At 71.1% G+C, this 10509-nt stretch carries 11 protein-coding genes; 6 read left to right on the top strand and 5 right to left on the bottom strand.

Annotated elements, in window-relative coordinates:
• Positions 1-105: 105 nt before the first annotated feature.
• The 3 genes from ACPXCB_RS25505 to ACPXCB_RS25495 form a co-directional block, all read right to left on the bottom strand.
• On the bottom strand, positions 106-1338 hold the full coding sequence (locus ACPXCB_RS25505) for an RCC1 domain-containing protein (protein ID WP_425878111.1): 1233 nt from the start codon (positions 1336-1338) through the stop codon (positions 106-108).
• Positions 1339-1558: 220 nt separating this feature from the next.
• Entirely contained in the window at positions 1559-1804 is a 246-nt protein-coding gene (locus ACPXCB_RS25500; protein WP_425878109.1) for a hypothetical protein, read from the bottom strand.
• Positions 1755-2192: a MerR family transcriptional regulator gene (locus ACPXCB_RS25495; RefSeq protein WP_425878107.1), complete on the bottom strand. Its 438-nt coding sequence runs from the start codon at positions 2190-2192 to the stop codon at positions 1755-1757. Before ACPXCB_RS25495 ends, ACPXCB_RS25500 begins: the two co-directional genes overlap by 50 nt.
• A 113-nt stretch (positions 2193-2305) precedes the next feature.
• On the opposite strand from ACPXCB_RS25495, the gene ACPXCB_RS25490 reads away from it, so the two are divergent.
• On the top strand, positions 2306-3355 hold the full coding sequence (locus ACPXCB_RS25490; RefSeq protein WP_425878105.1) for an aldo/keto reductase: 1050 nt from the start codon (positions 2306-2308) through the stop codon (positions 3353-3355).
• A gap of 220 nt (positions 3356-3575) precedes the next feature.
• On the opposite strand, the gene ACPXCB_RS25485 is transcribed toward ACPXCB_RS25490, so the two are convergent.
• Positions 3576-4598: an AraC family transcriptional regulator gene (locus ACPXCB_RS25485; RefSeq protein WP_425878103.1), complete on the bottom strand. Its 1023-nt coding sequence runs from the start codon at positions 4596-4598 to the stop codon at positions 3576-3578.
• Positions 4599-4744: 146 nt separating this feature from the next.
• Here ACPXCB_RS25485 and ACPXCB_RS25480 point away from each other — a divergent pair, with 146 nt between their 5' ends.
• From ACPXCB_RS25480 to ACPXCB_RS25460, 5 genes are all read left to right on the top strand, one after another.
• Positions 4745-5617, top strand: a complete 873-nt coding sequence (locus tag ACPXCB_RS25480; RefSeq protein ID WP_425878101.1) for an NAD(P)H-binding protein — start codon at positions 4745-4747, stop codon at positions 5615-5617.
• 157 nt (positions 5618-5774) lie between these two features.
• Positions 5775-6566 carry a methyltransferase domain-containing protein gene (locus ACPXCB_RS25475; protein WP_425878099.1) on the top strand — a complete coding sequence of 264 codons (792 nt, stop codon included), beginning with the start codon at positions 5775-5777 and terminating at the stop codon, positions 6564-6566.
• Between the two features lie 54 nt (positions 6567-6620).
• Entirely contained in the window at positions 6621-7622 is a 1002-nt protein-coding gene (locus ACPXCB_RS25470; RefSeq protein WP_425878097.1) for a hypothetical protein, read from the top strand.
• Positions 7619-8272, top strand: coding sequence for a hypothetical protein (locus ACPXCB_RS25465; RefSeq protein WP_425878096.1), 654 nt, complete (start codon positions 7619-7621; stop codon positions 8270-8272). Before ACPXCB_RS25470 ends, ACPXCB_RS25465 begins: the two co-directional genes overlap by 4 nt.
• 14 nt (positions 8273-8286) lie before the next feature.
• Positions 8287-9189 carry an inositol monophosphatase family protein gene (locus ACPXCB_RS25460; protein WP_425878094.1) on the top strand — a complete coding sequence of 301 codons (903 nt, stop codon included), beginning with the start codon at positions 8287-8289 and terminating at the stop codon, positions 9187-9189.
• Positions 9190-9195: 6 nt separating this feature from the next.
• Here the strand turns inward: ACPXCB_RS25460 and ACPXCB_RS25455 are convergent, their stop codons facing one another.
• Entirely contained in the window at positions 9196-10428 is a 1233-nt protein-coding gene (locus ACPXCB_RS25455) for an SLC13 family permease (protein ID WP_425878092.1), read from the bottom strand.
• Positions 10429-10509: the final 81 nt, after the last annotated feature.

Here is a 10509-nt window from a genome sequence, read left to right as displayed (position 1 = left end):
TTAGCCCCCCCCCCCCCCCCCGCCCCCCCCCCCCGGGGGGGGGGGGGGGGGGGGGGGGGGGGGGGGGGGCGCCCCCCCCCCCCACCGCTCGTCCACGAGTGGCGGTCAGCCCGGCAGGGCCACCTGTGCCGGGGTCGACCGGTGGGTGGTGGTGCCGTCGCCGAGCTGCCCGAACGAGTTGTCGCCCCAGCACCACAGGCTGCCGTCGGCGCGCATCGTGCAGGCGTGGTAGGACGCGGCGAGGCTGTCCGTCCAGGTGGTGGCGCTACCGACCCGGGTCGGGGTCGACCGGTGGGTGGTGGTGCCGTCGCCGAGCTGCCCGGACACGTTGTTGCCCCAGCACCACAGGCTGCCGTCGGTGCGCGTCGCGCATGACGAGTCGATGCTCGTCTCGACCCTCGCCCAGGTGGTGCCGGTGCCGACCTGAAGTGGGGTGGTCTGGAAGCCGAGGCCCCCGCCCACCTGGCCGTACCCGTTCTCGCCCCAGCACCACAGCGTCCCGTCGGCGCGGACCGCGCAGGTGTGCACGTACCCGGCCGTCACGCCGGTCCACGTGGTCGCGGTGCCCACCTGCGTCGGCGTCGCCCGGTAGTCCCGGATGCCGAGACCGAGCTGCCCGTCCGAACTGCTGCCCCAGCACCACAGGGTCCCGTCGGTGCGGGTGGCGCAGGTGTGCGCGTACCCGGTCGTGACGCTCGCCCAGGTGGTCGCCGTGCCGACCTGTACGGGGACGGTCGCCTGATAGGGGGTCGTGCCGGTGCCGAGCTGCCCGTGGCGGTTCTGGCCCCAGCACCACAGGGTGCCGGTGGTCTGGACGGCGCAGGTGTGATTGGTGGCGGTGCTGACGCTGGCCCAGGTGGTGCCGTCGCCGATCCGTACGGGGCTGCTCCGTTTCGTGGTCGTCCCGTCGCCGAGCTGCCCGTTGTTGTTGCTGCCCCAGCACCACAGCGTTCCCTCCGTGCGTACCGCACAGGTGGTGCTGATGCTGGCGTCGATACGCGCCCAGGTGGTGGCGTCGCCGATCCGGACCGGAGCGGTCCGGTCCGTGGAGGTCCCGTCGCCGAGCTGGCCGTAGAAGTTGTTGCCCCAGCACCAGAGTGCGCCATCGGTGCGGATCACGCAGGTGTGCAGATTGCCCGCGGCGACCCGGGACACCGGCCCGGCGGCGACCGAGGTGTTCGGCGTGCCCCGGTCAACAGAACTGACGCCCGCCGTGGCCGCCCCCGCCGTGACTCCGATGGCCAGCACTGTGATCCCGACAGAGGCCGCTGCCGCGACGGCGGCTCGGGCTGCCCGCCGCCATCGCGTCCGTAGCCGCCCCACCCGATTCTCGTTCATGATCTGCTCTCCCTGGACATCGTCGGTTCCGTACGGTGGAGGCGGCGTTGCCCCGACAGGTCGCCAGCGACCCATCACTGCACATCGATGAAACCATACATTGATACACGTCAGTTCTACGTGCTCGGACCTCTGCCGACCGGCCGCTTCCTGGAGGCCCGGCGCCCTGGTGGGGCGGCGGCCGAGGGCGTCGCGTGGGTGCCGGAGTCGGGCGAGCGGATCATCGGTCCCCCTGGCTGTCTGACGTCGGGTCGGCAAACCGCGAGCCGGCCAGGCTGGCGGGAACAGGTCGTCCCACCATCTGCTCGGTGTTCAAGACCCCGGTGCGGGCGAGTGCCGCAGGACCGAGCACGCCGAACCGGGCGGTCAGGTCGTCGGCGTCCGCGTCGGTGATCGTGACGCGAAGACCGTCAAGATCAATGGCCTTCTGGTGCCGAAGGCATCGGAGCGTGACATTGGTGGTCACCGGCGCTGTCCGGGCCGAGGAGGTCCTCATACACCCCGACCTTGAACCTGATCAGGTCCAGGCACTCGGCGAGTCTGCCGATCTGGGCGGTGACGTGGGCTTGGTGCTCGCGCATGAGCGTGAGTCGTTCTTCCTCATTGCCGACTCCCTGCCTGACGAGGTCGGCGTATCGGCGTAGCGCGGGCAGGGGCATGCCGGAGGCGCGCAAGATGATGCAGACGGTGAGCCAGTCCACATCATCCTGACTGTAGACACGGCGCCCGCCAGGTCCGCGTCGCACCGGGTTGACGAAGAGGCCCTCGTGCTCGTAGAAGCGCAGCGCGTGCACGCTCAAGCCGGTGCGTTCCGCGACCTGCCCGATGCTCAGACGCGTGATGACCTCAGCCATGCCGTTCAGGGTAGTGGCTTGACCTAGAGCCGGCTCTAGCTCCTAGGGTTCCCCGTGCGATCGACGCATCTGTCGCTCTGCAATCACGGCTCAATCAGTAGGGAAGTATCACCATGCGCTATCGCACCCTCGGTGGAACCGGTATCGAAGTCAGCGCTTACTGCCTCGGAACCATGATGTTCCAGGACGGCTGCAACTCCGACCACGACGATTGCGTCCGCATCATCCACGCCGCCCTCGGCCAGGGGATCAACTTCGTCGACACCGCCGACATGTACGGACAGGGAGAGTCCGAGGAGATTGTGGGTAAGGCACTACAGGGGCGCCGGGATGACGTCGTACTGGCCACCAAGGTGCACTTTCAGATGGGCGAGGGCCGCAATCGCAGCGGCAACTCGCGGCGTTGGATCCTCAGGGCGGTCGAGGACAGCCTCAGGCGCCTGGACACCGACTGGATCGACCTGTACCAGATCCACCGCCCCGACGACTCGACCGACATCGAGGAGACGCTCTCGGTGCTCAGCGACCTCGTGCAGCAGGGAAAGATCCGCGCTTTCGGCTGCTCGACGTTCCCGGCTGAGGAGATCGTCGAGGCGCATCACGCCTCCGAGCGTCGTGGCCTCGGACGCTTCCACACCGAGCAGCCGCCGTATTCGATCCTGGCCCGCGGGATCGAGGCCTCGGTCCTGCCCGTCTGCCGGCGCTACGGGATGGGTGTGCTGGTCTGGAGCCCACTGGCTTTCGGGTTCCTCACCGGCAAGTATCGCAAGGACCAGCCCATCGACCTGTCGACCGGCCGTCCCACGATCCGGCCGGAACGATTCGATCCCACGATCGCGGAGAACGCCGCCAAGCTCGACGTCGTCGAGCAGCTCGTCGAACTCGCGGAAGACATCGGCTGCACCCTTCCGCAGCTCGCCATTGCGTTCACCGTGGCCCACCCTGCCGTCACCTCGGCGATCATCGGACCGCGGACCATGCCGCAGCTGGAGGATCTCCTCAAGGGCGCCGCGCTCACCCTGGACGATGCGACCCTCGACCGAATCGACGAAATCGTGCCGCCCGGAACCAACCTGTACAACCCCAATGCTCCCCTGCCCCCGCGTTCACTGACCGACAACGCACTGCGTCGCCGCCCACTCACCGACCGCGCCGCGGCCTGAGCGAACTGCTTGTGGTCGGCCAGATCTGAATCGAGGGAGACGGGGGTCTCCTCGTCTCCCTCGCGCCTTGCGGGTCTTCTGGTTCGGTGAAGCCGTCAGCTATTCCGGAACTGCACGGCAATGTCCAGGAAACCTGCGCCAGGCGAGTGTGAATGGAAGGGAACGGCGGAAATTCCTCGGGGAACTGTGTTCAGATGGGCAGAATCCGAAACTGCTGACGTCAACCAGTCGCCGCACTCGTCGACGAGGAGGCGGTCGAGATACTTCCCGTCTGCTGGCCGGGGGCGGGGAGTGTCCGTCGGGCGGCTCCGGGTGGAGAGCCCACCACACGCTTGAACGCTCGGGCGAACGCGGCTTCGGAGCGGTAGCCGAAGCGGCTGGCGAGTTCGGCCACGGTGGCGCCCTCGTCGCGTAGCGCCGTTGCGGCCAGGTGCATCCGCCAGCGGGTCACGTAGCTCATCGCGGGTTCGCCGACCAGTTCGGTGAAGCGTGCGGCGAAGGCTGAGCGCGACATCGGGATCTGGTCGGCGAGCGAGGCCACGGTCCAGTTCCGGCCGGGTTCGCGGTGGATGAGGGAGATCGCGCGGCCGATCAGTGGGTCTCGCAGGGCCCCGAGCCAGCCGGACCGGGCGGCCGGGTCGTTCTCCAGCCACGCGCGTAGCGCCTGCACGACGAGCACGTCGGAGAGGCGGGTGATCACCGTCTCGCCGCCGGGGTGCAGGCCGTCGGCCTCGACCGCCATCAGTCGCAGGGTGGACTGGAGCCAGTCGAGTCGGGCAGGGTCCGTCGCCGGGTCGAGGACGAGGATCTGTGGCAGCAGGGCCAGCAGTCTTCCTGCCGCCGGGTGGTCGGAGCGTACGGCTCCGCAGACCATGTCGATGCGCTCGCCGCCGCCGCCGTGGCGGAGGATCTCGTAGCGCTCGCCGAGCTGTTCGCGTTCCAGCTCGAAGATGCTCGGTGTCGGCGCGTCGGGTTCGCTGCGCAGCCGGTGGCCCTGGCCGTGCGGGACGAGGGCCAGTTCGCTCCCGGTGAGGCGTCGCGGCTGCGCCCCTGGCGCGTCGAGCCAGCAGCTCCCACGCGTGATGACGTGGAACCAGAGGTGGTCCCCAAGCGGCGGAAGCTCGAGCCCGAACGGGGCGGTGAACTCCGAACGGCAGTAGAACGCACCCCGCAGCTCGAGGAAGTGCAGCGCCTCGCCGAGCGGGTCGGCGGCCGAGGGCCAGGGGGCACGTTCGTCAGGCATGCGGCAAGTGTGCCAGGAGCAACGCACTGACGATCCAGGCCGGCTGGACGAAAGAGCATGTAATGCGGACAGAGAGTCATAGCCAGTCCCTGAAGACCGGCGGATGCTGGACGCGTGGCAAGACATGCCGACTGAGGGGGACTGACATGATCGCCGTGATGGGGGCGACCGGGAACACCGGTCGTAAGGTCACCGAACTGCTGCTCGAAGCCGGTGAGGAGGTTCGTGCGCTCGGCCGCTCGCCGGAGCGGCTCGCCGAGCTGGCCGCGCTGGGGGCCGCGACGGCCGTCGGTGACGCCCGCGACGCCGACCACCTGGCGAGCGCCTTCGCCGGTGCCGACGCGGTCTACACGCTCACCGCGTTCGACCCGACCCTGCCCGATTACCACGCCGACCAGGACCGACGCGGGGAGGCCATCGTCTCGGCGATCCGGAAGAGCGGGGTACGCCACGTGGTCGCGCTCAGCTCGATCGGCGCGGAGCTGGCGGGCGGTAACGGATTCATCGCCAGTCTGCACCGGCAGGAGCAGCGACTGCGGACGCTCCACGGTGTCGATGTCCTGCTCCTGCGTCCCGGTGCCTTCTTCGAGGGCTTCCACTCGGCGCTGGAGACGATCCGCCACGAGGGAGTCGTCGCCGACTCCGTCGCGCCCGACGCGAAGGTGCCGATGATCGCCACGGCCGACGTCGCGGTGGCCGCCGCCGGGGCGCTGCGCGAGCGGAACTGGAGCGGCGTGGTGGTCCGCGAGCTGATCGGTCCCCGCGACCTCACGTACACAGAGGTGGCGACCGCGATCGGTACGGCGATCGGCCGCCCGGACCTCCGCTACGTCCAGCTGCCCGACGAGGAGATGGCGGCGATCCTCACCGGGACCGCCGGGTTCTCGCCCGACTTCGCCGCCCTGCTCGTCGAGTTCAACCAGGCGCTCAGCGCCGGTCGACTGCACCCGATCGAAGGCCGCAACGAGGGCAACACGACTCCGACCCGATTCGAGGAGTTCGCCGCCACGCTGCGGTAGCGGTGGCATCTGAACGGCGTGCCGGTGCCTCGGCCGCCCTGCTGACGCGCCGGCGGGGGGCGGGGCACCGTCGCGGCGGTCACGCCACGCGACGCCCGGTGGTGCGAGTCTGGAGGTGGTCGCCGTCGCCGAAGGTGGCGCCGCAGCGGAGGGTGCGATGGCCGAGCCACCGACCGGGGCCCCGTCGGGCAGCGCGCAGGCGCACGGGCGGCGCGCCAACCGGCGAAGCTACCACGACGGTGCGCAGGTCAACGGGTACGTCGACGACCCGTACCACCGGGTCCGCCGGGCGGTCGCGGCCCGGTTGATGGTCGACCACATCCGTGGGGGAGAGCCGGTACTCGAGTTGGGCTGTGGTCCGTGCAGCACGGTCGACCCGGCGGAACTGCCCGTGCCGCTCGTGGTGGCGGACATGGCCGAGGCCGCGCTGGGCGCGGCCCGCCGGGCCGCCGCCGGCCGGGCGCTGCCGGTCTGCCTGGACGCCACCTGCGCTCTGCCGTTCCGCACCGGCAGCTTCTCCGGGCTGCTGACCGGTGAGTTGATCGAGCACGTCTACGACCCGGTGGCGTTGCTGCGGGAGTGTCACCGGGTCCTCGCCCCGGGTGGGCTGCTGGTACTCACCACGCCGAACCTGGCGACCGTCCAGGACCGGCTGGCGTTCCTCGCCGGCCGCGCACCCCGCCAGGTGGATCCGCTGCACCCCTACCTCTGGTTGCACATTCGTCCGTTCACGGCGTCGCTGCTGCGGCGGGTGCTGCGGCGGGCCGGGTTCGCGCCGCTGGCGCTGCGGTCCAACCACGTCGGGTGGCGGCTGCCCGGCGGACGCTGGGTCACCTCCCGGCTGCTCGCCCGGCTCGCGCCGGGGCTCGGCGGCTCGCTGATCTGCGCCGCCCGGCGGCTGGACGGACCACCTTCGCCGCAGGACGCGGGACTCGGAAGCAGTGCGTGATCGGCCATTGACATAGGGCTATCATGAGGGCTCCGTCGTCGACCGGGAGATGTCATGGCCGGCCTCCTCACCTGGGTCGTCAGGAATCTCGACGCGTTCATCGGGCTGCTCCTGGCACTGACCGTCGCGACCCTCGGGCTCAACAACGGCGTCAGCCAGGACGTGGTGAACAGCGCCATCCTGCTCGTGCTCGGCCTGCTCGCCCAGGCGCTGCTGCGCGACCGGCTGCGCCGGGAGACCGCCGAGCGCGAGGTGCGGCAGGTCATCCGGGACACCCGGGACCGGCTCGCCGAGCTGGTGCCGCAGATGGGCGAGATCACCGGTCCGGAGGGGGCGCTGATCCGGGCCCGGGAGGCGATCGACAGCATCTCCATGGTCCGCGTCCTGCACGGCAGCGAGGTCGGGCAGGCCCTGGCCGAGGCCCGTCGGCACACCGACCGGTGGAACTTCAAGGGCGGTACCGGCACCTACACCCGGGCGGTCACCCTGCCGGACTGCCTGGAGCACGCTCGTCGGCGTAACGCCACCCTGCACTTCGCCGTCGAGATCATCGACCCGACTGACGAGGAGGTCTGCGAGCGGTACGCGCGGTTCCGGCGCAGCCTCGCCCCCGACGAGCCAGGCGAGCGGTGGACCGTCGACCGCACCCGCAAGGAGTCCTACGCGACCGTGCTGGCCGCCTGTTGGCACCGGCAGCGCTCCGGGCTGCTCACCATCGACGTCCGGGTCTCCGCGCAGATGACCACCTTCCGCTACGACCTCTCCTCGAGCTGCGTCATCGTGACCCAGGAGAATCCGCAGACCCCGGCACTGCGGATCGACCGTGGGGAGCTGTACTACAACCGCTACAACATCGAGTTGCAGTACAGCCGTGAACAGAGCCGGCGGGTGCCGATCGAGGCTGCCGGGCAGGTCAGGCTCGACGACGAGCCCTCCGTGGAGCAGGTTCGCCGCCTGTACACCGCGCTCGGGCTGCCACTGCCCCGGTCCTTCAGCGACCGCGAGGTCGCCGACATCGTGAGCCGGGCCATCCAGGCGAGGAACCCGTACGCATGATGAGCTACGCCGACCTCGAACGTGAGATCGACCGGGGCACCCGGCCGGAGCTGCTCCGCGACTGGGTGTCGGGCGTCCTCGACGACGTCGCCGAGGGGCAGCGGCCGTTGCTGGCCGTACGGCACCCACTCGGCTTCACCTGCCTGCCGGTGAGCCGTACCGGCGCCGACGGGATCTGCGTGCACGCCTGGCCGGCCGAGCCGCCGACCGTCCGACCGACCACGTCCACCGTGCACTCGCACAGCTGGGACCTGCTCAGCCACGTGCTGCACGGCCGGGTCCGCAACGAGCTCATCGAGGTGACCGAGGCGCCCGCCGACCCCGCCTGGCGGGTGTACGAGGTGCACAGCCGGGGCGACGTCGACGAGATAGCGGCCACCGACCGGCTGGTGACGGCGGCGACCGTGACCGTGGAGACGTACGGCGCAGGCAGCTCGTACGCGCTGCGCGCCGGTGGCTTCCACACCTCGGAGGTGGACCCGGGGCAGTCGGCGGTGACCGTGGTGCTCGGCCGGGCCGCGCCCGGCTTCTGCGACCTGAGCCTCGGCGCCGTGGGCGGACACCGCCACCGGATACGCCGGGACCGCTGCGACGCGGCGGAGACCGCTCGGATGGCGCGGCAGATCGCTCGACTGGTGGCACGGGGCTGAGGGGTGGAGGAACCATGGACGTGCAGCCGGGCAGGCCCGGGCCGGACCTGCGTGAGGCACACCGGTTCGCGGTGGAGGCCGCGCAGGCCGCCGGACGGCTGGTGCGCCGGGGCGCCCGGGGCGAGCTGCACGCTCGGGCCAAGAGCGCGTCCGGTGACCTGGTCACCGACCTGGACCTGGCCGCCGAGCGGCTGATCGTCGGCCGGATCCGGGCCCGCTGGCCGGAGCACGGCGTGATCGCCGAGGAGGGCGGGGAGTACGCCGCCGACGACTCCTGGGCGTGGCTGGTGGACCCGCTCGACGGCACCAACAACGTGGCGATCGGGCTACCCGCGTACGTGGTCGGGATCGCACTCTGCGACCGGGGCTCGCCGGTGCTCGGGGTGGTGCACGACCCGGTCGCCGGCCGCACCTGGTCGGCCGTTCGTGGTCAGGGCGCCTTCGTGCACATCGACGGCCCGGCCGGGCAGCCGCTGCGCACGCGGCACCGGCCAGTGCCGCCGGCGCCGGTGCTGGCCTGGACCCAGGGATACGAGGTACGCCGGGACGACAGCACCGCCCGGGCCCTCAAGGTGGTCCTCGACTCCACCGCGCGGCGGGTGCTGCAACTGTGGGCGCCGCTGCTGTCCTGGGTGATGCTGGCCCGGGGCGACATCGACGGCATCGTCGGCTACCGTCCGGAGGCGGTCGACCTGCCGGCCGGGATGCTGCTGGCAGCGGAAGCCGGCATGGTGGTCCGGGCCCTCGACGGCGGCTGCTTCGACGACCGCTACGGGGGCCCCGCCGAGCGGCGCAGCTTCGTCGCCGGCCCGCCGGAGACGATCGACCGGCTGGTCAAGCTGGTGACCGCGGCACAGTGGATCGAGCCGAAGGTCCGCCATCTCACGCCGATCAGCCTGACCACTGTCGGTTGGTGAGGCCGGTCAGCCCGACGGGGTGACCAGCAGGGCGGCGACGCTGGCGGTGGTGGCCAGTGCGGCGAGGACGGCGCTGGTGGCCACGAACCGCCCCAGCGGGACCGCGACCCCGGCGGCCCGGCAACGCTCATACCAGATCAGCGTGGCCAGCGACGCCCACGGGGTGGCGAGCGGGCCGACGTTGGTGCCCACCAGCAGGGCCAACAGTTGGGTGTGGTGGTCCACGGCGATGACCGCCTCCCCGGCCACGTACGCGGGCAGGTTGTTGACCACGTTGGCGAAGAGGGCGCCGACGGCGCCGGCCCGCAGCGCGCCCTCGGCCCCGGGGTCGTTGCCGATCAACGCACCCATCACGGTGTCCAGTCCGTGCCGACCGATGGTCTGCACCACCAGGAACAGCCCGGTGACGAAGACCAGCAGCCGCCAGGGGACCAGGTGGAGTCTCAGGCTGCCCCGGGCGCGCACCGCGAATCCGGCGACCAGGATCGCGGCGGCGACCCCGGCGGCGATTCCGATCTCGACCTCGGCGAGGACCCCGGCGACGAACAGCAGACAGGCTACGAGCGCGGTGCGGTAGAGCACGGGGTCGGACGGCACGTGCGGCGGCGGTGGCACGAACGGGTCGGCGCCGGCCCGCGCCGGCCGCCAGTACCACCACCAGAGCAGCAGCATGGTGATCGCGATGGCGACCAGTTGTGGCCACCACATCCGGGCCGCCCACGGCAGTGGGGCCAGCCCGATCCGGTCGCTGGCCAGGATGTTGGTCAGGTTGGACACGGGTAGCAGCAGGCTCGCCGTGTTGGCCAGCCAGACCGTGGTCATCGCCAGCGGGACCGGCGGCACACCGAGCTTGCGGGCCAGAGCGATCATCACCGGGGTGAGCAGGACAGCGGTGGTGTCCAGGTTGAGCGCGATCGTGGTCACCGAGGCGAACCCGACGCAGAGCCAGAACAGCGCGCGGAAGTCGCCTCGCGCGGTGATCGCCATCCGGGCGGCGAGCGCGTCGAAGACCCCGGCCACCGCGGTCAGCTCGGCCAGCACCACCACGGCGCCGAGGAAGATCAGGATCGGCAGGATCCGGCGTACGGTGGCCTCGGCGTCCGCGCGGGGGAGGAGGCCGGTCAGGACGCAGAGGACGCCGCCTGCGAACAGGCCGATCGCGATCCAGTCCAGTACGTGCAGCCGACCCCAGGAGGATCGGTCCGGGGCGGCCGACGGCGACTCGCCGGTGGTGTCCACAAGGCACGATCCTCGCACACCGTCGCCCGCCGGGATGCGACCGACTCGACCGCGTATGGTGGCGACGGGTTGACCCTGAGT

The organism is Micromonospora sp. DT62, from assembly GCF_049847285.1.
GTDB lineage: Bacteria > Actinomycetota > Actinomycetes > Mycobacteriales > Micromonosporaceae > Micromonospora > Micromonospora reichwaldensis.
The sequence above is the reverse complement of the archived record's forward strand: the minus strand, read 5'-3'. Positions and strand labels throughout refer to the sequence as shown.

Coding starts and splice junctions, on each gene's coding strand:
- ACPXCB_RS25505 (WP_425878111.1), bottom strand. CDS start 1,338: ATGAACGAGAATCGGGTGGGGCGGCTACGGACGCGATGGCGGCGGGCA.
- ACPXCB_RS25490 (WP_425878105.1), top strand. CDS start 2,306: ATGCGCTATCGCACCCTCGGTGGAACCGGTATCGAAGTCAGCGCTTAC.
- ACPXCB_RS25475 (WP_425878099.1), top strand. CDS start 5,775: ATGGCCGAGCCACCGACCGGGGCCCCGTCGGGCAGCGCGCAGGCGCAC.
- ACPXCB_RS25480 (WP_425878101.1), top strand. CDS start 4,745: ATGATCGCCGTGATGGGGGCGACCGGGAACACCGGTCGTAAGGTCACC.
- ACPXCB_RS25495 (WP_425878107.1), bottom strand. CDS start 2,192: ATGGCTGAGGTCATCACGCGTCTGAGCATCGGGCAGGTCGCGGAACGC.
- ACPXCB_RS25485 (WP_425878103.1), bottom strand. CDS start 4,598: ATGCCTGACGAACGTGCCCCCTGGCCCTCGGCCGCCGACCCGCTCGGC.
- ACPXCB_RS25465 (WP_425878096.1), top strand. CDS start 7,619: ATGATGAGCTACGCCGACCTCGAACGTGAGATCGACCGGGGCACCCGG.
- ACPXCB_RS25460 (WP_425878094.1), top strand. CDS start 8,287: ATGGACGTGCAGCCGGGCAGGCCCGGGCCGGACCTGCGTGAGGCACAC.
- ACPXCB_RS25470 (WP_425878097.1), top strand. CDS start 6,621: ATGGCCGGCCTCCTCACCTGGGTCGTCAGGAATCTCGACGCGTTCATC.